This window comes from Hyphomicrobium sp. NDB2Meth4, assembly GCF_900117445.1.
In the GTDB taxonomy this organism is placed as follows: domain Bacteria; phylum Pseudomonadota; class Alphaproteobacteria; order Rhizobiales; family Hyphomicrobiaceae; genus Hyphomicrobium_A.
On sequence record NZ_FPEJ01000013.1, the window covers coordinates 87,192 to 107,954 of the forward strand.

Here is a 20,763-nt window from a genome sequence, read left to right on the forward strand (position 1 = left end):
GTGCCTCGCTCACGCCGAGCGCGACTTGGTGCGGGCCTCAACGTCCCGTTCCCAACCGAACACAGAACGTCCATCGAGATCTGGCGAGGCTGCGCGCTCGCCCGCGATCACCGCCTCCAGCGAAGGGCCGCTGACTTTGCCTTCCAGTCGGCGCGCTTGCGCATCCAGTCGGCGCAAGGTCTCCAACGTTTCGTCGCGCCCGAGCCGGGCGCTCTCGACAGCCGATTTCAACACACGAATGGTCTCGTCGTAGACCTTGATCGGCACCGGGTATGGATGGCGGTCCTTGCCGCCATGCGCCAGCGAGAAACGCGCAGGATCATCAAACCGGTAGGGTGCGCCATGCACCACCTCCGCCACCATCGCCAAAGAACGCACGGTGCGAGCGCCAACTCCCGGTGTCAGCAGCAGCTCGGGAAAATCGACAGGGCCGCGCTCTGCAACCGCTGCCAGCGTGCCGTGCAAGCGGCGAATGAAGACGTCCGACGAGCGCACGTCGTGATGTGCGGGCATGATGAGATGCGGCAGCGTCGGTTGCGCTGATGGCTCGCTCACCAGCGCCGCGTACTCATGGACAACCCGATCCGGCCCAAGCTCGGCCAACAGGCTGAGCTGCCCTCCACGTGACGGCGCCGCGCGCTTGTCGGTCAGGTTGACGATATCTCCCTGCCGCGGACCATCGATGGCACTATGCGGCGCATCGACGAAGTCCTGCACAGCACCCGAGTGCCAGTGATACCGCCGCGCCTGCCGCGCGTTGCCGTTCATGCCCTGCTGAACGACCGTCCATTTGCCGTCGTCGGTCACGAAGAAGCCGTGCAGGTAGAGGTCGAACCCATCTTGCACTGCCGCGCTGTCCACTTTGGCAACGAGGCGGCTCGCCCGCGTCAGCGCGCCTGCATCCAGCCCCACGCGCTCGCCCACTGCCATCAGTTCGTCCGGTGTCCGGCGCGAATGCTTGCCGCGACCGCCACAGACGTGAATGCCAAGCTCGCCGCTGAGCGGCGCCAGTCCGCGCTTCAGCGCACCAATGACGCTCGTCGTGATGCCGGACGAATGCCAGTCCATGCCCATGACGGAGCCGAACGACTGGAACCAGAATGGATGCGAGAGGCGGCGCAAAAACTCATCGCGCCCATAATGGTGGACGATGGCTTGCGCAATGATGGCGCCAAGCGTGGTCATGCGCTGCCCGAGCCAAGCGGGCACGCGCCCGCTGTGCAGGGGAAGGTCGGCGCTGCCGGATCTGCGTGCCATCGCTCACCTCGATTCGCTGGCCATACTAGCAGAACCGCTCATGCGCCACAGAGAGGAGGACCGGAACCTCGACTGGCTGCAATGGGTTAGAGGGGCATCCGGCACATCCAGCGATCGATGAAGGAGAGATCCCATGCCGCGTGGCGACAAATCCAAGTACACAGAAAAACAGGAGCGCAAGGCCGACCACATTGCCGAAGGCTACGAGAAGCGTGGCGTCGGCAAGAAGGAGGCCGAGCGCCGCGCTTGGGCCACTGTCAACAAGGACGACGGCGGCGGAAAGAAGCGCGGCGGATCGGGCCGCGGCAAGAGCACCGGCCATCCGGCAGCGCACAAGGGTGGGCGCATCGGAGGCAGGACATCGGCCGCCCGCCCGGCCGCAGCGCGATCGGCGTCAGCCAAGAAAGCGGCTGCAACCCGCAACCGTCGCGCCAGTTGACGCTCAGCGGCGCGCGCGCCTGCTGGCCGAGATCTCCTCGCGGACCTGCGCGTAGCTCAGCACCGAGAAGAGTATCGTGCCACCGAAGATGTTGCCGGCGAGCGTCGGAAGAAAGAATCCGAAGAACGCTTGCGTGACGGACGTCGCACCAGTCAGCACGCCGTAGATCGCCTCAGCCGAGCCAGCGACGATATGCGTAAAACCGAACAGCGCGATCAGGTATGTGAGCAGGCCGATGACAAAAAACTGCAGATCGTCGTTGGAGGCGAGTATCCACACCAGTGCGGCGATGACCCATCCAGCGCCGATACCCTTTGCAAACATCTCCCACGGCGAGTTGGCCATCAGGTGCACGACGATCTCGTGCATTTCTTTGCTGACGTCGCTCCCGACAATGGGCAGCGATGCCATCGCCAACGCAAAGACGAAGCAGCCGACGACGTTGGCTGCCAGCACGATGCCCCAGAGGCGGATCATAGAAATCAGCCAATCGAGCTTGCGTCGCGAGATGACGGGAAGCACGGCCGTCAGCACGTTCTCAGTAAAAAGCTGCTGGCGGCCAAGAATGACGATGAGAAAGCCCACCGCGTATCCGAGCTTTGCGATAATCGGACGCCATTCCGAAAGGGGAAGATGCGCAGCAAGCGCGGCCTCGGTGAGGAACGAAAAGCCGATCGATATGCCAGCAGCAACGCCCGACCACCAGAGGGCGGAAAACGGCCGGATCAGCTCCGCCTCGCCCTCCGTGCGCACGATCTCATAGACGACGGCCGCGCGCGGACGTCGCGACTCCTTCACATGCTTGACCTCAGCCCGGCTCAGGCCCTCGCCAACTTCAGCAGTCTTCTGATCGACGGTTTCGTTACCGGCCACGTTGAACCTCTGGAATCGGCTATCGGCGGCCGCCACCTTATCCCGCATCCGCTGTCGTCGGCGAGTGAATTGCCCCGGCCGATGGTATATCGCGTTATTGCAGTTTGAGCCTAACGGCCGGCCGGGCTCCGGCGCGGTTCTGATAAAGAGGAAACAGAAAATGGCTGAGCCCCTGGTCGTGTCGATACCGCACTCCCTTGGCAAGACGGAAGCGATGCGCCGTCTACAGTCCGGTCTGCAGGGCGTGCCTTCCAGCAGCCTGCTGACCCTCGAGCAACAGCCGTGGATCGAGAACAAGATGCCGTTCACGGTCCGCGCAATGGGACAATCGATTCCCGGATCGCTCGAAGTCGGCGAAGACGTTGTGCGTCTGGAGGTCGTGCTGCCAGCGCTGTTGAAGAAGCTTTGGGGTCCGCTCAAGGAGACGATGATCGGGCGTGCGAAGCTGCTGCTCGAGAAGAAGTAGCTACGCCGCGCGATGAGAAGCCGCCGCCGCTCAAGGCAGAACGCGCGCTTCTAAGCTTAGCAGCTTTTCTGCGTTCCATATCCCCTGCCGGCGCCGCTAACGTCACGCGCATCGACAGGTGCGCACCGTGGTGCTGTCGCCTTGGGGGCAGCTATGGAACGAACGGCAGACATCGGAGTGGCTACGTCAGGAAGGTCGGCAGGCGCGAAGGCCTCCCTCAAGAGGAGACCGCGCACCGGCCATTCCGAAGCGCTACTGACCACAATAAGCACCAACCTGAAGCGCCTCCGCACGCGTCAGGGTTATTCGCTCGAGCGTTTGGCCAAGCGTTCTGGTGTGAGCCGCGCCATGCTCAGTCAGATCGAGACCGGCAAAAGCGTTCCCACAATCAGTCTGCTGTTGAAGGTGGCCGACGCGCTGGGCGTTCCCATCGCCAACTTGCTCGTCGCACCGCTCTCGCGCGCCACCGTGGTGCTGCCGAAGGCGCGCGCACGAATCGTCAGCGCCAGCAATGGGCGCTTCATCTGCAGGGCGTTGTTCTCCGTCGAAAGCGTACGGCGCGCCGAGTTCTACGAGGTGAGCATCGCCAGCCAGCACCGCGAGAATTTCTCGCCACACACAGCCGGCACCAAGGCGAATATCCTTGTTGTCGACGGGCGTATCGAGCTTGCCGTCGGCAACGATCCCCCCGTGATGGTGCCGCAAGGCGATGCCATCCAGTTTCAAGCCGACGTTCCCCACAGCTATCGCAATCCCGATGGCCGCGAGGTGGTGCTGCACGTCGTTCTGACGTACGTCGAGCCCGTCGGAAACTCCCACCCCTTCGCATTTCCCGGGGATTAGCGAGCGGCCCGCGGCCGGTACCGCTTTAGGCTCTAGCGGCCGCGCCCACCGTACCCGCCACCATCGTATCCCCCGCCATTGTTTCCGCCGGGGCGGCCACCACCAAAGCCACCGATGCCACCGCCCTTGATGATGATGTCGATGCCGCGCGCGCCGCCGCCGTAGTCGTCATCATCGACTGGCTTCGGGCGGCGCTTTTTCGGAGCGTCGTCGTTCGTCGCTTGGCGCGTCTTGGGCTTCTTCTTTTTCGTCGGCTTGTCGTCGTCGTCAGCCTTGATCGGCTTCGCCTTCAGGCCGTTGATGCACTTCTTGTTGTCTGCCTTCGGAAACGCGGCTTCAAGGATACCATCACGCGACGTCGGCGGCAGAGGCTCGATTTGCGGAGCGGAAACAACGAACGGAAAGGCATCTTCGAATGTCGCGTCATCCCGCCCCGGCATGTCCTTCCAGTTCAGCGGATCGCTGACATTGGCCTTGCTGTCGATGCGAATGAGCTGACCAGCCTGATCGAGCACACGGCAGACGTCCTTCTTCGGCGATGTCACCTCGATTGCGCCCTCGTGCAGCAGTAGCCACGCGCTCTTGTCGGGCAGCACGTAGACATCGAAGATCGTTCCCCGCACCGTGATTGATGCATTCGGGGTACGGATTTCATAGGTCTTCTTCGACGCTACGCCGGTGATGAAACGGAACGCACCCTTCGTGAGGTCGACGATGATGGAGCCGGATTTCTTGTCGCTGTCGTAGACGAACTTATCCAGCACCATGCGCGCGCCGGGACCAAGCGCCAGCTTGGTATCGTCGTTGAGACGGAACTCGCCGCGTCCGTCGTTGCTGACCTCGATGACCTCGTCCTGGCGGACAACGTCACCCACCTCGAGGTCGCGCTCTTCCTTCTCGAAATCCGCTTTCACGAGACTGACGATGGTACGCGCATCGCCGATTTCCGCTCCGGCGCCAGCTTGAGCGGCGAGGGGAGCGTTCAAAACTGAGGCAACTACAAAAAAACGCAACGCGCGCAGCGGAGCGGCTGCCATTGAAATCTCCTTATGACGCCCTCCAATATTAACCCAGCGTCCGGACGTCTCCAATAATTCCCGTTTCCTTAGGTGCCGACGATGACGACGCTATGGCACGCCCGGCATTAGACCGGTGAAACGGTTAGCTCCCGCCCCCCTGTGAGACCTATCCCCCTGAACAAGTCTACGCTGTTACCCAAGTGACAAATGCCGTCGCTGTCGAGCAAGCTGCTTTCTGAATATCGTTTAGACTGAGCGACGGACCTCGCTCCATAATACGAGCGAAGGTCATGTTGCGATTGATCCCCGCGCCTCTTTTACGCCGCGCCGCGAGCCTGGTCAGCCAACGGCAGCAGCACGTCGAAGTCGACCTCGGGCAACGCCTCAAAAGCAGGCTTGGCGAACAAGTACCCCTGCATCAGCCTTATCCCGAGATGGCGCAGCACAACCGCATCGCTCTTGCGTTCGACACCTTCCGCGATCACATCGATCCCGAGCAGATTGCCAACCGCAGCTAGCGCACCCACGATGGTCTGTCGCGCGCGATCCCCGGCGACATTGTTGATGAGGCCCATGTCGATCTTGACGATATCCGGCTGGAAGTCTGCCAGGAGACTGAGGCCCGCATAGCCAGCGCCGAAATCGTCGATCGCCGTCTTGAACCCTTCGTCGTGGTAGGTCGCGAAAATTTGCTTCAGGTAGGAGGGGTCCGGCACGCGCTCATTTTCGACGGTCTCGAAAATGATCCGCTCGACGGGGAACCCCGTACGACGCGCCGCCGCAATCGTAGTCTGCAGACACCGGTGCGGCTCGTAGACGGCATTCGGCATGAAGTTGATGCTCAGCATCGCGTCCATGTGAAGGGCCGCGGCGAGCTCAACCGCGCGAACGCGGCACCGCTGATCGAATGCGTAGCGGTTCTGGTCATTCACGCGCGAAAGAACGCTCGCGGCGCCGGCCCCATCAGTGCCGCGGACCAGCGCTTCGTAGGCATAGACGGTGCGCGACTCCACATCGACGATGGGCTGGAATGCCATCGAGACGTCGAAGTCGAGCGGGGTATGGCAGCCTTGGCAACCTGTGGCAGACATGATTCATCCCGCAATAAGTCTTCGGGCAGACTAACGGGCAAAAGTTACCGAGCGGTCAGCCACTGTCGGATTTTGCATCGCCTACCGGGCTGGTATCAGCGGAGCCCTGATTTCGATATCCACCGTTTCGCCGACCAGGAAGCCATACGCCGTCATCCCGAAGTCGCTGCGCCGGATGCGGGTCGTCGCCCGCATCTGGCGCGCGCCACCGTTCGGTGGCTGCAACTCGGCATGCAGCACGATCGGCCGCGTTATGCCCTTTACGGTCATGTCGCCGGCGATCTCGTAGCTGCTCGTCGACTTCGCACGGATGCTGCGGCTCTTGAAGTGCATCGTCGGGTACTTGGCGACGGCAAAGAACGAGCTGCCGCGCAACTCGCTCTGGGAAAGAGAATCGCTAGCCCTCAGCGTGCGCGCATCGATCACGACATCGACGTTGCCTTTTTCGGGCGCAGCGTCATTCACCTCCGCTTTGCCGGTGACCCCCGTGAAGCGACCCTTTCCGCTGGAGAAGGGTAGGCTGTAGGCAAACAGAACCTCGCCGCGTTTGCTGTCGAACACGTAGGGAGCCGCATGCGCGGAGCCCGGCTGCAGAAGCAAACCAAGTAGCGCGGCGGCAAAAAGCGCGTGGAAATGTGCGGACATGCAACTTTCCCCCGAGGGTCCGATGTCGTAGCCTCGACCTGAAGCATACCTCCCAGGGCGCGGCGTGGCTTCTGCGACACACAGCTCAGGTAAATAGGGTATCCCCCTCGCCGAGCCATGGACGCGCCCAATATAGGGGAGAAAATCACGGCATTGATTTGCTGGAGGTATCCATAATGCGCTCTGCTGCGAGTTGCGCCGCACTGATGATCGCAATTGCCGCCCTGGCGACGCCTGCGCTGGCCTTTGACGTACAGAATGGCGGCGGCGCCCCGGCAAGTGGCGGATCCGCCAACCTTGCGCCAGATGCCTCGTCTGGGGTCAGCCTCGACATGGACCTCAAAGCCCAGCTCGGGCTGTCCGACACTCCGAGCAAAACTTCGCTTGGCTCTGGAATGAAATTTGGCAGCGGCGGCATCTTCACCGGCGCGGCCAATACTTCGTCCATGGGATACGACGAGCGCCCCTGGGTTGCCCCCCGGCGCCCCGCCGGCCGCGACTGATCCAAGCTCCAAATAAACCCTGCCTAAAAGGCCCCGGTCCCGGACTGGGGCCTTTTTGCATGGCGTGCCAGCTGACACCGGTCAGCGCAGCCGATGCCGCTTTCGGCTTGTTTGTTCACCGGGCTAGGCGACTATGGCGTCTGCATGAGCGGGAGTTGCAACACCGATGACGGCGGCGACTGAGGCGTCCGGCGAGGGATATTTGTGGCGCCGCTTCGAAGCTGCGCTGCTCAACCCCGTCCGCGCCTTCCGGCCGCGCTATCTGCCGTTGCTGATGGTCTACTTCGCTTACGGCGCGCTCGGCCTTATCGCCGTGGCCGAAAGCTTCTGGGTGAAGAAGGCGCTGACCCTCAGCCCCGCTGAGCTGGCCGCTCTCAATGTCTGGATCACCCTGCCGTGGACCGTCAAAATGGTCTTCGGCGAACTGGTCGACAGCGTACCGATCCTCGGATCGCAGCGCCGAGCTTACGTCTTCATCGGCGCAGCATTCATCGCCGCGGGCATGCTTCTGCTGGCGGGCGCCGCGGGTGGATGGCTCACGTTCGCCAGTCCCGAGAACCTCTACCGTCTCGGCGCTTTCATCAGCGTCCTCGGCGTCGTCATTCAGGATGTCGTCGCCGACGCGATGAGCACCGAGGTCGTCGACCGCGAGAAACCGGATGGTACACCGCGCGCCAAGGAGGAGGTGGATCGCGAGCTGGGCATGGTGCAGGTGCTCGGTCGTCTTGCGCTCTCGCTCGGCATGTTCTGCGTCGCCGGCGTCGCTGGCTGGATCGCCAGCATCTACACGTACGAGACGGTCTTCCTCGTCGGGCTGATCATCCCGCTCATCTCCATCAGCGGCGCCCTTCTCATCAGCTTACGTCCTGTCGAGAAGCGCGCTATCGATTGGCGCATCCTCGGCGGCGGACTGATCTTCGGCTTCTTCGTGCTGACGCTGGCGTCGACCAACGCACCCTTCAATCAGGAGATCGTCTTCATCGTATCGATGTCGGTGATCTGCGGTATGCTGTGGCGCGTCGTCAGTCAGCTCGCCCCAGAAACGCAGCGCACGATCTTCTACGCCGCGCTCATCATTTTCATCTATCGCGCCATGCCGCTTGCGGGGCAGGGGTACACCTGGTTCGTCATCGACGTGCTGGGCTTCGACGAAGCATTCCAGGGCACCCTCAACCAGATCGGCGCTGGGCTTGCTCTGCTGGGGATGTGGTTTTTCTCCGATGCCATCACGCGCCGTCCTGTTCCCCAGGTGCTGCTATGGCTCACCATTGTCACGACGATCCTGTCGCTGCCTGCCTTCGGCCTAACGCTCGGCCTCGCCGATTGGACCGAGCAGGTATTCGGCTTTGGAGCGCGCACCATCGCCATCATTGACACCGCGACCACGTCCCCGTTCGCGCAGCTCAGCATGATCCCCTTGCTGACGCTCATCGCCATCTACGCCCCAGAGGGCCATCGCGCTACCTGGTTCGCGCTCATGGCATCGCTGATGAACATGGCTCTCGTCGCGGGGGCCTTGCAAACAAAGTATTTGAACGAAGTTTTCGTCGTTAGCCGCGGGCACTACGAGAACGTGCCGTACCTAGTCGGCATTTCCCTGGTCGCCGGCTTCATCGTGCCCATCGCGGCCATCCTCATTTTTGGCCGGCGTCTTAAGTAACATGCACGCACAGCCATTGGTTGATGGTCGTCAATGTCCTGGTGAGGGTTAGCGACGACACTGATCAATGCGGAAAACCGCCAAGCAAGCAACGGGAGGATCGCGTATGAAGCCGACCACCACATGGGTACTGATCGCCGATGGCGCCCACGCCCGCCTCTTCTCGAATAAGGGGCCAGGCAAAGGCATTGAGGCGATCGAGGGCGGCGTCATCAACGGGGATCACCGCCCCGACAGCGAGCTGTTCCGCGACAGCGCCACGCGTACGTTCGAGTCAGTGGGCGATACGCGCCACGCCATCACGCCCAAGACCGATCCCCACCGCGAGCTTAAGCGCGACTTCGCCAAGCAGCTGGCTGACCTTCTCGATCGCCGCTATGCCGAGAAGGCTTTCGACCGCCTCGTCATCGTCGCCCCACCGACCGCGCTCGGTGATTTGCGGGCAGCTATCTCCGACCACTTGAAGCCGCATATCTACGCCGAGCTCGATAAGGATCTGGTCAAGACGCCGACTGCGGAACTGCCCCAGCACCTCGGCGCGGTGATGCCGATCTAGATACCCCTAGGTAGAATTCCGCGCTGCAGCACGTACGACCGCGCCCACCGCCGCTGCGCTCCCTTGTTGCAGTGCGATTGCGCTTGAGTGGCACGACTTAGGTCAGTACGTTCACCGCATGGTGTGGGGAGTACAGCGTCAGCGTAGAAGCGTACCGGCAGCCTTGGCGCTGCTGGGCGTGGCATTCTATGCGCTTCTGCTTCCCTGGCATCTGACCTCGCAATACAGCGCCGGGCTTAACAAGCTCGAGATCAGCGAGCTCGCTGGATCGATCTGCCTTTCGGACGGCTCGTCCCCGGCGATGCCGGCCACGAGCTGCCCGATCTGCAAAGGCCTCGCAGCTTTCCAGCTTGCGATCGCGAGCCCTGAGGCGCTCCTTCCGCCTCCTCCGTTCGAGCCGGCACACCTGCGCCTTGCTCTGCGCGAGGATGCGGTCAGCGCCTCTGTCCCTTCCCAACGCAACCGCGGCCCCCCCAGCACCGCCTGAGTGTGTCGTGCCGCTGATGCCGGATCGCCGTGGATGGCGATGCCGGCACCGGCGCACCTGTCTCGCGTGTGTAACAGCGTAGCCTTGCGCCAGAGAATGCGCAGGCCCGCCCGCGTAGCGTTTGGGGGAGTTGAGTATCGTGTTCCAGTTGAAGAAGGTGTCGCTGCGCAGCGGCATTGCGACCGCCATTGCCGTGGTCACTATGACCGACGTCGCGTCGGCCCAGTCAGCCTCGAGCGAGGCGACGCCATTGCCACCGGTGGTGGTCGAGCAGACCGCCGTTCCGGCCAAGGCGAAGACCAAGAAGAAGAGCGCCGCCAAGAAGTCGAGCGCGCCTTCAAACGTCGCCACCGCGCCATCGGCCGGGGCAGCCGCAAGCCAGGGTGTCGGGACCACTGCGCGCGCCGGCAGCCTCTCGGTGCCGAACACGGGCGAGGCTCGCGACATCATCCAGCAGACACCGGGTGGCGTAGAGCTGGTGCCGGCATCGGCTTACAAGACATCGACGCCCGCGACCACGATCAAGGACGTGCTCGACTACGTGCCGGGGGTGTTCGTGCAGCCCAAGTGGGGTGACGATACGCGTCTTTCCATCCGCGGCTCCAGCCTGTCGCGCAACTATCACTTGCGCGGCCTGCAGCTCTACATGGATGGCATTCCCATCAACACCGCCGACGGCTTCGGCGACTTCCAGGAAATCGACCCGACCGCCTACCGCTATGTCGAGGTCTACAAGGGTGCCAACGCCCTCCGTTACGGCGCCAACTCGCTCGGCGGCGCCATCAATTTCGTCATGCCGACGGGCTACGACGCCGACGTCTTCGGTACACGCATCGATGTTGGCAGCTTCGGCTTCCACAAGATGGCAGTCAGCTCCGGCGGCGTGTCGGGTCCGGCGGATTACTTCATCACCGGCACTTGGCAGGAGGTTGATGGCTTCCGCGACCATAGCTGGGGTGAGAGCGCGCGCGGCAGCATGAATGTCGGCTATCGGCTCTCCGAAGATGTGGAGACACGCTTCTACGTCAACGGCAACTGGGTGCGCCAACGCATCCCCGGATCCGTGACCAAGCAGAGCGCCCTGACCTCGCCTGAGACCGCCGCGGCAAGCAACGTGCTGCTCGATCAGCAGCGCAACATCGACACGCTTCACTTCGCCAACAAGACGACCATACGCCTGGCGCCCGGAACACTGCTGGAAGTCGGCGCTTTCACCTCCGACCGCCACCTGATGCACCCGATCTATCGCTGGCTCGACTACAAGTACAACGACTACGGCGGCTTTGCGCGCCTTACCGATGAATCGCAGATCGGGGGCTACCGCAACCGCATGATCGTGGGCGCCAACATTCAAAACGGCACGGTGGCCGCCAAGCAGTACACGGATTTAGCCGGCGCAAAAAAGGGTAACTTACTCTCTGACGTCGACAACGACTCTACCAATTTCTCCTTCTACGCCGAGAATTCGTTCTACTTCATGCGGGACGTGGCACTCGTCGCGGGCACGCAATACTTAAACGCCAGCCGCGAGGCGACGGTGCGTTACACGACCGTCGGCGATCAGAGCGGCGAGAGCGACTTCAACCTGTGGAGCCCGAAAGTCGGCCTCCTCTGGGATGTCGACCGGAGCTGGCAGGTGTTTGCCAACATCTCGCGCAGCGCCGAAATTCCGAGCTTCGGCGAGAATACCGTCGGCTCGCCCTTCTTGGCCGAGGCGCAGCGCGCCACGACCTACGAGATCGGCACCCGCGGTGACCGCCGCGACTACAACTGGGATCTCTCCATCTATCGCGCTGAGATCGACAACGAGCTGCAGTGTATCACCGTGATGTACAACGCGTGCTCGGTAACCAATGCCGACAGCACTGTGCACCAGGGCGTCGAGGCAGGCTTCGGTGCTGTGATCGCCAAAGCATTGCTCGTCGGCGGGCGCAAGCCCGACGAGCTGTGGCTGCGCACGGCCTACACCTTCAACGACTTCTTCTTCGATGGCGATTCCAAATGGGGCGACAACACATTGCCAGGCGCGCCGCGCCACATGGTCCGAACTGAACTCCTCTACAAGCATCCCTCCGGCGTCTATTTCGGACCCAACATCGAATGGGTGCCGGAGGCGTACTACGTCGACAACGCCAACACCTTGAAGACAGAAGCATACGCAATCTGGGGCACGAAGCTCGGCTTCGACAACGGCGGACCCATCACCGCCTACATCGAAGGGCGCAACCTGTCCGATGAACACTATATCGCCTCGGCAAGCATTGCGGGCGACCTCAAGGGCGTCGATTCCGCAGTGTTCGAACCTGGCAACGGCCGCGCGTTCTACGCCGGCGTTCAATACAAGTGGTGATCAAGATGCAGCACCGGAACCTAGCACTCCCGTACGTGGCTCTAGCGTTGCTCGGCTGGATGGCGCTCTCGGGCGCCATCCACGCTGTGCGAGCCTCTGACGATGGTTCCGCCATTCGCGCAATCATGCTGGTCGAATGGGACAAGCCCGACGCGAAGTTGAGCGTGGCCCCGATCGTCGTCGACGGTGACTATGCGGTCACCGGATGGGTGCAAGGCAATCGCGGTGGGCGCGCGCTATTGCATAAAAGTTCAGGTAAATGGGCCGTCATGCTTTGTAGTGGCGATCCGCTGAAGCATGTTTCGGTTCTCGTCGAAGCCGGAATCCCTGCAGACGCCGCCGAACGTTTGGCGCGCAACCTAGCCGCGGAAGAAAGCCGATTACCCCCCGATCAGGTCGCGTTGTTCTCGACGTTCGAAGGCCTGATGAAAGTCAACGAAAACGAAAGTCATGCCGGCCACCACCACAACGGCGGACATCATTGAGAGGGCGAACGAATGAAACGCACAAGCATGCTTGCACTGGCAGGTGCCGCCGCCATGAGTTTGAGCACGGCGGCCCTCGCACATGTAACGCTCGAGGCCAAGAGCGCGAAACTTGGGTCAGGCTACAAGGCGGTCTTCAGCGTGCCGCACGGCTGTGAGGGATCAGAAACGACGGCGGTCCAGATCGATATCCCGGACGGCGTCATCGCCGTGAAGCCGATGCCCAAAGCCGGTTGGACTTTGGCCCTTGAGAAGGGGCCTTATTCGCGCAGCTACGCATTCTATCACGGCGAGACGAAAAGCGAGGGCGTGAAAAAGGTGACCTGGACCGGCGGTCCTCTTCCTGACGACTACTTCGACCAGTTCGTTCTATCGACGTTCATCGCCGCCGAGTTGGCGCCGGGCGCCGTCACATTCCCCGTTACGCAGAAATGCGCCAAGGGCGAGTTGCATTGGAATGAGGTTGCCGCCGCAGGACAGGATTCGCACACGCTGAAATACCCAGCCCCCGTGTTGCAGCTTGTAGCCGGCGATGGCGACGACCATCACCATCATCACGCCGCTGCTGCCTCCGCCGGCATCGACGTGTCAGGTGCATGGACGCGTCCCGCGAGCGCTGGCGGCATGGGCGTTGGTTACGGCAAGATCACCAACGGTGGCGCCGAGGCTGATACGCTTCTCGGTGCCACATCTGACATCGCCGAGCGCGTGGAACTGCACGAGACCACGATCGATGACCAGGGCGTCGCCAGGATGAAGCCCGTTGGCGAAGTCGAACTGGCGCCGGGCAAGAGCGTCGAGCTGAAGCCGGGCGGCATGCATTTGATGCTCATCGGACTCAAGGAGCCGATCGAGGAGGGCAGCCCGGTGAAGGCCAAGCTCAACTTCAAGAAGGCTGGCTCTGTTGATGTGGAGTTCGCCGTCAAGACGAGCCCGCCCGGTGCAAGCGGCGATCACGAGCACATGCACCACCACCACTGACTTTCGACACATAGACGGCATAGGCGGCAGACGCATCGACCGCGTCTCGCCGCCAAATTCTTAGCGGCAGATCAGCAGCGGCACCGTGGTATGCGCGAGCACGCGCGTCGCCTGACTGCCCAGAACGAACTTCGCGATGCCGCGCCGTCCGTGCGAGGACATGACGATCAAATCGCACCCGAGGGCCTTCGCCTCTTCGACGATGCCTTCCGCCGGATACTGATCCTTCACGTGAACGGCGTCGCAAGCAACGCCGATCCGCGCCGCCATCTTCTTTGCGCCGTCGAGAATCTTCTTCGCGTTGGCCTCCGAGGCCTTCTCGTATTCCTCCACGGGGAACGCCACCGCCCATTCGCCTGAGACAGCCGCCGTCCAGGGCTCCGTGACGGTCATTACCGTCGCCTTCGCATTTGTCAGCTTGGCGAGCGACAGTCCTTGCTCGACAGCCCGCTCAGCCAGATCCGAACCATCCGTGGCGATCAAGATGTGCTTATACATTTCGCTTCTCCAGTCGGCCTGCCGTTGATCATGGCAACAACCTCTTAACCGATTGCGACGCGCACAGTATGCTTACACACGGCGCGCACACAGGTTGATACGCGTCAAACCGCAGTTCCGGCCGCGCCGTATGGTTTGTTCGATGCGCCTCGCCACGTTCAATCTCGAAAGCTTGGATGACAGCGCAAAGTCCGATGTCGACTTCTCGACGCGTGTTGACGTGCTGCGCCCGGCTCTCGAACGCATCGACGCGGACATCATATGTCTGCAGGAGGTAAATGCGCAGCACATTGCCGGCGAGCACGAACGCAAGCTGCGCGCGCTCGACCGGCTGCTTCAGGGCACGCGCTACGCCGGCTACTTTCGAGCGACGACATCGGGCAGCAACGGCCGCGCGCTCGCCGACGTGCACAATCTTGTGACGCTCTCGGCATATCCCGTCACTGGTTGCACCGAGATTCAGAACACCTTGCTGGCGCCCCCCATGCACCGTGCGCCGGGGCGCGCGCCCGCTGAGCAGGCAACGCCGGTTTCGTTCGACCGGCCACTGCTTTTGACGCGCCATCAATTACCCGGCGGCAAGATGCTTGCCGTCGTCAACGTGCACTTGCGCGCTCCGCTCGCCAGCCCTGTAGCAGGCCAAAAGCGCGGACCGTTCGCATGGCGATCGGTCGGGGGGTGGGCGGAAGGCTTTTATCTCTCGGCCCTGAAACGCGAAGCCCAAGCCCTCGAACTTCGCCTCCTGCTTGAAGAGCTCATGGCGACGGATCCAGCCGCGCTCATCGCCGTTGCCGGTGATTTCAATGCCGAGGATTGGAGCGCAACACTTCGCCTCGCCGTCGCCGCGGAAGAGGATCTCGGCGCCTCCGATCTCGCCGCGCATTCCCTCATCGTGCTGGATCGGGCATTGCCGGCCGACCGCCGCTGGAGCGTTCTGCATCATGGCCGACCGCAGATGCTCGACCATATCCTCGCCAGCCACACCCTCTACGGCCACTTCCGCGGCATCGAGGTCCACAACGAAGGACTGGGTGACGAGGCATTGGGCTATGGCAAGGCCATGCATTCCGCCGCCTCGTATCACGCGCCGGTCGTCGCGGCCTTCGATTTGGGATCATCGCTGGCCGCCGCCGGCTGATCTCGGTCTGCGGGGTTGCCCAACCCGTCCAAAAGCTCCAAAACTCTAGGCAAACAAAAGAGGGTCATGAGCGGCATGCGGCTGGGCGAGGAACGCAACTCGATTGCATTGATTTGGCAACGCGCGCGGCGCTTGGGGCTTGCCGCAATATGCGCAGCGCTCTGCGCTAGCCTGGTCGCCAGCTTCGCCAATGCCGTGGGGGGCGAGGAAGTCGACACGGCGTTGATCGTCGCCATCGACGTGTCGAACTCTGTCGACGAACAGCGCTACAAACTGCAGATGGAAGGCATAGCCCAGGCGCTGGAGGATCCGGGAGTCATTCAGGCTATCGTCGGCGGCGCCAAGCGCGGTATCTTGTTCTCGCTCGTCACCTGGTCCGACCAGCCGACTGTCGGCCTGCCCTGGACCCATATCGCCAGCGAGGCCGATGCCAAGGCTGCAGCCCGGAAGGTGCGGGGATTGAAACGCCGCGGCGGCGAGTTCACCTGCATGTCGCGTATGATGCGCGTCGTCTCCGATAAAATCGTCCCGCAGATCCCCGCCAAAGCCGCCAAGGTCGTGCTCGACATTTCAGGCGATGGCCAGGACAACTGCAACAGCTCCGAGCCGGTCCAAAAGGTCCGGGACGAACTCGTGAGCTATGGCGTGACCGTCAATGGCTTGCCGATCCTCGACGCCGAAGGCCCAGAGATGGTGACGCCCGGTGCGCCGTCCACTCAGTCGTATCTGCCCACTCATCAAAACGTAAACCCGCTCGAGAGGTGGTTCACCGAGAACGTGAAGGGCGGACCTGGTTCTTTCGTCCTTCCGGCCAACGGCTATGCCGACTTTGGTCGCGCCATCCGCCAGAAGTTCGTGCTTGAGGTTAGCGATAGGGGCAGCCGTGCCCGGCGCGACTTTGCCGCCCAGTGGCCGCTCTTTTTCACGCCTTAGCCGCTAGTCGAGATAGGCGCGATCGAGGTTCTTCATTCGATCGAAGTGCTGCGCGCTATCCTTCCCGCGCAATGACCCCAGACGCGCAGAGTTTACGTCCGCACCATCGAGATTGGCACCGGCAACGTTCGCGTCGGTAAGATCAGCGCCGGCGAGCTCGCTGCCGGACAGGTCAGCACCGCTGAGGTCAGCCCCCCGCAGAGACGCGTATTCCATCAGAACGCGCGCCATGTTGGCGTCCTTGAATGACGCCCCCTCCAGCTTGCTGGAGCGGAACACTCCGCGCATCAATCCCATCGACTGATTTTTCATGTCGGCGGAAAGATCAGCGCCAGTGAAATTGGCTCCCTTGAGATCCGCCCGCGAAAAGTCGGCAGCAATCCGCGCACCCGAAAAATCCGCCCCAGCGAGCTTTGCATCCATGAGCTGCGTGGCGAACAGGCTGGCGCCCTTCAGGTTGGCGCCGGTGAAATCCGACTTCAAGCCCCATGCCTGATCGAGCACCACCCCGCCGAGGTTGGAGCCGGCGAAATTCGCACCATTGATGCGCGCAGCCTGCAGTTTGATGTGCCGGAGATCGAGGCCCGACAGGTCGAGGCCGTTGAGCCGCTTACCGGAGAAATCCGCTGTTCCGCCGTCGCCCGCCTTGGCCAGCGCCTCCATCACCTGGGATCGAGTGACATCGGCCTTGGTGAACTCGTCGGACTTCAAGTCGAGATGATCGACCATGTCCGCTCGGGCCGGGGCCCAATCAACGAGCGAAATTGCAGCAGCCAGAACTACAGCGGCGCTCCTGAGCCAGACCATGATGTCCTCCGCTGTCAGAGGTCTTGGTGATCGGCCGCGGCGCAACGCCATTTCTTGATCTGCCAGGTCGGGTGCGCCTCCGCCCAACGCGGCAGATGCGGCTGCGCCTCGAAAAGACAACGCTGTGAATCGACGTCGTTCGCCAGCGGAACTCGATGGTCTTTGCAGACGCTTGGGTTGCTGACGAGGCATGCAGAAATGACGATCGCGATCATGCGCATCTCCCGACCCGGATCAGGCTCCATGGTGGCCTGCCGAACGCCTTGTTGGAACGGCATAACTACCCGTCCGATGAACCTATACGTTCATCGAGGCTGAATAGTTACAAGGGAGAGTACTGGACCGCGTTCAGGAGGTAAGGAGGATTTCGCCCTTACCGACAGTCGCCAGATCGCCGGCATACTTGCGCACGATGCCCGGCAGCGGCTTCGGCGCCCGGGCGCCAAGCTTCTGCTGCATGTAGCGCGACAGGATGCGAAGCACGACGAGGTCGTGACGCCCAGAGTCCGCGAATGTCGGCGGAAGGCGTTCGACCGACGGCCCGATCAGCGTGCCGCGGCGCAGCAACATGCCGGGATCGGCACCGAAACCGAGCTCCGTCCAGATCGTTCCGCCAACCATGCGCGAGCCGGCGTAGCTGCCGCACTTGCCACGGATGTAAATGGTGCCGCGGCGCATGCGGTCACCGGCACGATCGCCCGCGTGGCCATCGATCACGATTAGGCCGCCGGTCATGCCGAACTTGTCGCCCGGGGTGAGACCGCCAACCTGAGCACCTGCGGAGCCCTTCACGAAAATCTCGCCGCCGCTGATGGCAGATCCGAGCAGCGCGCCGGCATCGCCGCGGATATCGACCCGGCCACCGCGCATGGCACGTCCGGCGCCCACACCCGCGTCGCCTTCGACGATCACCGTGCCTTCATCGAGATGCGCACCGATGAAGTCGAGTTTGTCCGTCGAACCCTCGATGGTGATCACGTCGCCAGGCTTGCCCGACACCGCGAAAACATCACCTACCTTGAGCGCACTCTTGGTGGTGCCGACGTTCAGCTTCAGCACTTCGGCAAGCGGAATGGACGCCACGTGCTTGGGCGTAAGCTGCGAAAGATCGAGACGCTCGACCGGGGCCGAGGTCAGGCGGAAGGTAAGACCGCTCATGGCAGCAGCTCCCGGAGCTTGTAGTGATGTTGACCGAGTTTGCCGCCGTAGTTGCCGGCGGTGACGCGCGTGACGCCCTTCGATGCACCGACCTCGAGGATGGTCTTGAGGCCAGCGCGCATCGCATCGGCGACGGCCTTCGACGACAATCCGTCGATGACGACTTCGAGCACCGCGATCGTGTCCGGGCCGACCTCTGATTTCACCCGCCCGCGCAGTGTCGGGCAGAACGCGTCGTTGGTCGACGCGATGGCGCCCTTGTATTTGGAACCGACCTTCGAACCGGAACGGACGATGCCGCCAGGGAAGGGGGTGATCGTGTCAGGCACCTTGGCGATTGCATCCACGACTGCCTCGGTCGCCTCTAGAAGGCCCGCGCGCTCGTTGCCGAGAATGAGCAGATTGCCGCCGCCGACAGCGTCGGTGACGATACCCGTCGTCTCCTCGATCACGAACTCGCCGTCCATCACCGGAACGCGCCAATAGCGCGTCTTGTCGAGCCGCTTGGCGGTCTGGAAACCGTCGCCGAAGTAGCGCGGCCCCTGGCCGAGGCCGATGCGCTTCTCGGCCTGCACGCCTGCATAGCAGGCAGATCCCGGGCTCGTGAGGATGCACTGGCCGACGCGCGTCTTGAGCTGCTGGGCTGCGGAGTCAGGCGAGAACCCGAACAGCAGTACGCGCACGCCCGGACGCCCGTCCGGCGTCTCCTCTGGCTTCAGCTCGCAATCGATGCCAACTTCCGCGCCGCAGCCGATGACCGAAGTGCCAAAGCCGCTCATGGTGACGGCGGCGATGCGCGCCCACTTCATGGTGTCGGCGGTGACGATGACGCCCGTGCCGGCCATGCCGAAGGCTTCGGCGAACGTGTCGTCGATCTCAATTCCGTTGATCTTCATGACGACGTCCTGGCCCTCGTCGGTTGCACGATGATCTCTCCACGACCGCCATCGGTGATCTCATCGTCGCTCAGGCGGAAGTTCTCCATGCGCACCGTGTGGTAGCGGTCGAAGTATTCCTTGAGAGGCTTCTCGATGGCGCGGTCGTATTCCGGGCGCGCAACGTGCGTCGCGCCGTTGACGACCTTGATGACCTTTCCGTCGCGCACGATCAGTTCGCCGTTCTTGAACACCAACTCCGGTGTCGTGAACATGCGCTCGCGGTTTGCGTCGTCCTTGTAAACGGTGATGTCGGCGCGTGCACCGGGGCCGACGTGGCCCATGTCCTTGAGGCCGAGGCTACGCGCAGGTCCCGCTCGCGTGAGAATCGCGACGTCGTACATCGAATATTCGCGCTCGAGCGAAGGTAGCGTCGAATACTGCAGCGCTTCCGGATTGACGTGCAGCATCGTCTCGCGACGGAAGTCGCGGTCCATCAGCAGGCGAATAAGGTGCGGATACGTGTAGAACGGCGCGCCGTTCGGATGGTCCGTGGTGAGGAAGATGCGCCAGGGATCGTCGCACAGCAGGAACGTCTCGAGACCGATCGCCCACTGCAGCGCGTGCACGAAGCTCTTGTCGCGATAGCGGAACGGCACGACACCGCAGCCGGCGTCGCACTCGATGTCCATCACCACCCAACGCTTCGGATCGGCATTCTTCGCGCCATTGTACTGGCGCATCGAGTCGCCCGAGGCCGTGCAGGTGGCCCCGAACATCACCTGACCGACGTCGATAGAGATGTGCGGGTACTTCTTCAGCAGCTCCGCGACCTGGACCGCGCCCGACGAGAAGTGGCGGTCGCCTTCGGTTGCGTAGCTGTGGAACTGGATGTGCGTCAGATGCAGCGGCAGGCCTTCGGTGGCCCGGATCGTCGCCAGCGTCGTCTCCACGTTGCCCGGAATGCCGAGGTTGCAGCCATGCACGTGCAGCGGGTGCGTGACGCCCAATTCCAGCAACCCGCGCGCCAGAGTCTGGATGATGTCGCGCGGCGTGATGCCGTAATAGACGTGCTTCTCGTCCAGATCGAGCTTGCGCTGATTGAACTTGAAGGCGCTGATGCCGCCCGGGTTCACCACCTTGACGGCGATCGCCTGCGCGGCGTGCATCGTCCAGGCGATATAGTCTTTGATCTGCTCGAAGCTCGCCTTGCCGGCCATCAGGCGCAGCAGGTAATCGTCGCTGCCGAGCATCACGAACGCGCCCTTGTCGAGCAGCGGCGTGTCGCCCATCTCCATGTGCGCCTGACGCGCGTTCGCCGGAAGCATCGCCGGCTCGAATGCGGCCGTATAGCCCATCTCGGCGTAGCGATAGCCGGTGATCATCGTCGACGGCGTGGCATGGCCGGTGCCCGCGCGCGTGATCGAGGTGTGCGCCACCTCGTCCTTGTAGTGGTCCTCGGGCAGCAGCGTGCGCGCGATCGTCACCTTGCCGCCGCCGATGTGCGTGTGCGGGTCGATGGCGCCGGCCATCACCACGCGGCCGCGCACGTCATATTCCTTGTCGACGCGTGCGTCGGCCGGGGGCGGCACGACACGACCATCGGCGAAGTAGATGTCACGCACCTCGCCATTGATGTTGTTGGTGGGGTCGTAAACCTTGCCACCGGTCAGTTTGATCAACATTGCGCGGTGCTCAC

23 protein-coding genes are annotated in these 20,763 nt (G+C 62.7%); 12 read left to right on the plus strand and 11 right to left on the minus strand.

The features are described 5' to 3' along the window. Window positions 1-9 precede the first annotated feature (9 nt). Window positions 10-1,257, minus strand: a complete 1,248-nt coding sequence (locus tag NDB2M4_RS15360) for a DUF763 domain-containing protein (protein ID WP_072376657.1) — start codon at window positions 1,255-1,257, stop codon at window positions 10-12. 133 nt (window positions 1,258-1,390) lie between these two features. On the opposite strand from NDB2M4_RS15360, the gene NDB2M4_RS15365 reads away from it, so the two are divergent. Further along, entirely contained in the window at window positions 1,391-1,696 is a 306-nt protein-coding gene (locus NDB2M4_RS15365; protein ID WP_072376659.1) for a plasmid stabilization protein, read from the plus strand. A 3-nt stretch (window positions 1,697-1,699) separates the two neighbouring features. Here the strand turns inward: NDB2M4_RS15365 and NDB2M4_RS15370 are convergent, their stop codons facing one another. Further along, on the minus strand, window positions 1,700-2,569 hold the full coding sequence (locus NDB2M4_RS15370) for a formate/nitrite transporter family protein (RefSeq protein ID WP_072378158.1): 870 nt from the start codon (window positions 2,567-2,569) through the stop codon (window positions 1,700-1,702). A gap of 160 nt (window positions 2,570-2,729) precedes the next feature. On the opposite strand from NDB2M4_RS15370, the gene NDB2M4_RS15375 reads away from it, so the two are divergent. Next, complete coding sequence (locus NDB2M4_RS15375) at window positions 2,730-3,035, plus strand: polyhydroxyalkanoic acid system family protein (RefSeq protein ID WP_072376661.1); 306 nt, start codon at window positions 2,730-2,732, stop codon at window positions 3,033-3,035. 153 nt (window positions 3,036-3,188) lie between these two features. Then, window positions 3,189-3,878 carry a helix-turn-helix domain-containing protein gene (locus NDB2M4_RS15380; protein WP_072376663.1) on the plus strand — a complete coding sequence of 230 codons (690 nt, stop codon included), beginning with the start codon at window positions 3,189-3,191 and terminating at the stop codon, window positions 3,876-3,878. Between the two features lie 32 nt (window positions 3,879-3,910). Here the strand turns inward: NDB2M4_RS15380 and NDB2M4_RS15385 are convergent, their stop codons facing one another. The 3 genes from NDB2M4_RS15385 to NDB2M4_RS15395 all read right to left on the minus strand — a co-directional run bounded on the left by NDB2M4_RS15385 (window position 3,911) and on the right by NDB2M4_RS15395 (window position 6,633). Further along, window positions 3,911-4,915 (minus strand): FecR family protein, encoded by a 1,005-nt coding sequence (locus NDB2M4_RS15385; protein ID WP_072376665.1) that lies wholly within the window; start codon window positions 4,913-4,915, stop codon window positions 3,911-3,913. Window positions 4,916-5,214: 299 nt separating this feature from the next. After that, complete coding sequence (locus tag NDB2M4_RS15390) at window positions 5,215-5,988, minus strand: EAL domain-containing protein (RefSeq protein WP_072376667.1); 774 nt, start codon at window positions 5,986-5,988, stop codon at window positions 5,215-5,217. Window positions 5,989-6,069: 81 nt separating this feature from the next. After that, the gene (locus NDB2M4_RS15395; RefSeq protein WP_083556447.1) at window positions 6,070-6,633 is read right to left on the minus strand and encodes a YceI family protein; all 564 of its coding nucleotides are present in this window, start codon (window positions 6,631-6,633) and stop codon (window positions 6,070-6,072) included. A gap of 176 nt (window positions 6,634-6,809) precedes the next feature. Here NDB2M4_RS15395 and NDB2M4_RS15400 point away from each other — a divergent pair, with 176 nt between their 5' ends. The 7 genes from NDB2M4_RS15400 (at window position 6,810) to NDB2M4_RS15430 (ending at window position 13,655) form a co-directional block, all read left to right on the plus strand. Then, window positions 6,810-7,136, plus strand: coding sequence for a hypothetical protein (locus tag NDB2M4_RS15400; protein WP_139247326.1), 327 nt, complete (start codon window positions 6,810-6,812; stop codon window positions 7,134-7,136). A gap of 166 nt (window positions 7,137-7,302) precedes the next feature. Continuing rightward, a complete protein-coding gene (locus NDB2M4_RS15405) occupies window positions 7,303-8,796 on the plus strand; it encodes an MFS transporter (protein WP_072376673.1) in 1,494 nt (497 codons plus the stop codon). Window positions 8,797-8,902: 106 nt separating this feature from the next. Then, complete coding sequence (locus NDB2M4_RS15410) at window positions 8,903-9,352, plus strand: host attachment protein (RefSeq protein ID WP_072376675.1); 450 nt, start codon at window positions 8,903-8,905, stop codon at window positions 9,350-9,352. 118 nt (window positions 9,353-9,470) lie between these two features. Then, window positions 9,471-9,839 carry a hypothetical protein gene (locus NDB2M4_RS15415; protein ID WP_139247327.1) on the plus strand — a complete coding sequence of 123 codons (369 nt, stop codon included), beginning with the start codon at window positions 9,471-9,473 and terminating at the stop codon, window positions 9,837-9,839. Window positions 9,840-10,041: 202 nt separating this feature from the next. Beyond that, a complete protein-coding gene (locus NDB2M4_RS15420; RefSeq protein ID WP_072378160.1) occupies window positions 10,042-12,189 on the plus strand; it encodes a TonB-dependent receptor family protein in 2,148 nt (715 codons plus the stop codon). Then, entirely contained in the window at window positions 12,183-12,674 is a 492-nt protein-coding gene (locus tag NDB2M4_RS15425; protein WP_139247328.1) for a copper uptake system-associated protein, read from the plus strand. The genes NDB2M4_RS15420 and NDB2M4_RS15425 overlap by 7 nt, the downstream gene beginning before the upstream one ends. Before the next feature lie 12 nt (window positions 12,675-12,686). After that, entirely contained in the window at window positions 12,687-13,655 is a 969-nt protein-coding gene (locus tag NDB2M4_RS15430; RefSeq protein ID WP_072376679.1) for a DUF1775 domain-containing protein, read from the plus strand. Window positions 13,656-13,715: 60 nt separating this feature from the next. Here NDB2M4_RS15430 and NDB2M4_RS15435 read toward each other — a convergent pair whose 3' ends face one another. After that, window positions 13,716-14,153, minus strand: a complete 438-nt coding sequence (locus NDB2M4_RS15435; protein WP_072376681.1) for a universal stress protein — start codon at window positions 14,151-14,153, stop codon at window positions 13,716-13,718. A gap of 142 nt (window positions 14,154-14,295) precedes the next feature. Between NDB2M4_RS15435 and NDB2M4_RS15440 the strand changes: the two genes are divergently transcribed. Both NDB2M4_RS15440 and NDB2M4_RS15445 read left to right on the plus strand, forming a co-directional pair. Beyond that, window positions 14,296-15,291: an endonuclease/exonuclease/phosphatase family protein gene (locus tag NDB2M4_RS15440; protein ID WP_210186562.1), complete on the plus strand. Its 996-nt coding sequence runs from the start codon at window positions 14,296-14,298 to the stop codon at window positions 15,289-15,291. Window positions 15,292-15,357: 66 nt separating this feature from the next. Then, window positions 15,358-16,224 (plus strand): DUF1194 domain-containing protein, encoded by an 867-nt coding sequence (locus NDB2M4_RS15445; protein WP_072376685.1) that lies wholly within the window; start codon window positions 15,358-15,360, stop codon window positions 16,222-16,224. Between the two features lie 3 nt (window positions 16,225-16,227). Here the strand turns inward: NDB2M4_RS15445 and NDB2M4_RS15450 are convergent, their stop codons facing one another. The 5 genes from NDB2M4_RS15450 to NDB2M4_RS15470 form a co-directional block, all read right to left on the minus strand. Then, entirely contained in the window at window positions 16,228-17,031 is an 804-nt protein-coding gene (locus tag NDB2M4_RS15450) for a pentapeptide repeat-containing protein (RefSeq protein WP_072376687.1), read from the minus strand. A 14-nt stretch (window positions 17,032-17,045) separates the two neighbouring features. Further along, complete coding sequence (locus NDB2M4_RS15455) at window positions 17,046-17,246, minus strand: hypothetical protein (protein ID WP_072378164.1); 201 nt, start codon at window positions 17,244-17,246, stop codon at window positions 17,046-17,048. Window positions 17,247-17,379: 133 nt separating this feature from the next. Further along, entirely contained in the window at window positions 17,380-18,189 is an 810-nt protein-coding gene (locus NDB2M4_RS15460; RefSeq protein WP_072376689.1) for a formylmethanofuran dehydrogenase subunit C, read from the minus strand. Beyond that, entirely contained in the window at window positions 18,186-19,085 is a 900-nt protein-coding gene (fhcD, locus tag NDB2M4_RS15465; RefSeq protein WP_072376691.1) for a formylmethanofuran--tetrahydromethanopterin N-formyltransferase, read from the minus strand. Before fhcD ends, NDB2M4_RS15460 begins: the two co-directional genes overlap by 4 nt. Then, on the minus strand, window positions 19,082-20,749 hold the full coding sequence (locus NDB2M4_RS15470; protein WP_072376693.1) for a formylmethanofuran dehydrogenase subunit A: 1,668 nt from the start codon (window positions 20,747-20,749) through the stop codon (window positions 19,082-19,084). The genes fhcD and NDB2M4_RS15470 overlap by 4 nt, the downstream gene beginning before the upstream one ends. Window positions 20,750-20,763: the final 14 nt, after the last annotated feature.

Excerpts from the sequence above, each read along its gene's own strand:
- NDB2M4_RS15390 (WP_072376667.1), bottom strand. The coding sequence starts at position 5,988 with ATGTCTGCCACAGGTTGCCAAGGCTGCCATACCCCGCTCGACTTCGAC.
- NDB2M4_RS15430 (WP_072376679.1), top strand. The coding sequence starts at position 12,687 with ATGAAACGCACAAGCATGCTTGCACTGGCAGGTGCCGCCGCCATGAGT.
- NDB2M4_RS15455 (WP_072378164.1), bottom strand. The coding sequence starts at position 17,246 with ATGATCGCGATCGTCATTTCTGCATGCCTCGTCAGCAACCCAAGCGTC.
- NDB2M4_RS15460 (WP_072376689.1), bottom strand. The coding sequence starts at position 18,189 with ATGAGCGGTCTTACCTTCCGCCTGACCTCGGCCCCGGTCGAGCGTCTC.
- NDB2M4_RS15440 (WP_210186562.1), top strand. The coding sequence starts at position 14,296 with ATGCGCCTCGCCACGTTCAATCTCGAAAGCTTGGATGACAGCGCAAAG.
- NDB2M4_RS15385 (WP_072376665.1), bottom strand. The coding sequence starts at position 4,915 with ATGGCAGCCGCTCCGCTGCGCGCGTTGCGTTTTTTTGTAGTTGCCTCA.
- NDB2M4_RS15420 (WP_072378160.1), top strand. The coding sequence starts at position 10,042 with ATGACCGACGTCGCGTCGGCCCAGTCAGCCTCGAGCGAGGCGACGCCA.
- NDB2M4_RS15410 (WP_072376675.1), top strand. The coding sequence starts at position 8,903 with ATGAAGCCGACCACCACATGGGTACTGATCGCCGATGGCGCCCACGCC.
- fhcD (WP_072376691.1), bottom strand. The coding sequence starts at position 19,085 with ATGAAGATCAACGGAATTGAGATCGACGACACGTTCGCCGAAGCCTTC.
- NDB2M4_RS15405 (WP_072376673.1), top strand. The coding sequence starts at position 7,303 with ATGACGGCGGCGACTGAGGCGTCCGGCGAGGGATATTTGTGGCGCCGC.
- NDB2M4_RS15415 (WP_139247327.1), top strand. The coding sequence starts at position 9,471 with ATGGTGTGGGGAGTACAGCGTCAGCGTAGAAGCGTACCGGCAGCCTTG.
- NDB2M4_RS15450 (WP_072376687.1), bottom strand. The coding sequence starts at position 17,031 with ATGGTCTGGCTCAGGAGCGCCGCTGTAGTTCTGGCTGCTGCAATTTCG.
- NDB2M4_RS15380 (WP_072376663.1), top strand. The coding sequence starts at position 3,189 with ATGGAACGAACGGCAGACATCGGAGTGGCTACGTCAGGAAGGTCGGCA.
- NDB2M4_RS15375 (WP_072376661.1), top strand. The coding sequence starts at position 2,730 with ATGGCTGAGCCCCTGGTCGTGTCGATACCGCACTCCCTTGGCAAGACG.
- NDB2M4_RS15470 (WP_072376693.1), bottom strand. The coding sequence starts at position 20,749 with ATGTTGATCAAACTGACCGGTGGCAAGGTTTACGACCCCACCAACAAC.
- NDB2M4_RS15360 (WP_072376657.1), bottom strand. The coding sequence starts at position 1,257 with ATGGCACGCAGATCCGGCAGCGCCGACCTTCCCCTGCACAGCGGGCGC.
- NDB2M4_RS15435 (WP_072376681.1), bottom strand. The coding sequence starts at position 14,153 with ATGTATAAGCACATCTTGATCGCCACGGATGGTTCGGATCTGGCTGAG.
- NDB2M4_RS15400 (WP_139247326.1), top strand. The coding sequence starts at position 6,810 with ATGCGCTCTGCTGCGAGTTGCGCCGCACTGATGATCGCAATTGCCGCC.
- NDB2M4_RS15365 (WP_072376659.1), top strand. The coding sequence starts at position 1,391 with ATGCCGCGTGGCGACAAATCCAAGTACACAGAAAAACAGGAGCGCAAG.
- NDB2M4_RS15395 (WP_083556447.1), bottom strand. The coding sequence starts at position 6,633 with ATGTCCGCACATTTCCACGCGCTTTTTGCCGCCGCGCTACTTGGTTTG.
- NDB2M4_RS15445 (WP_072376685.1), top strand. The coding sequence starts at position 15,358 with ATGAGCGGCATGCGGCTGGGCGAGGAACGCAACTCGATTGCATTGATT.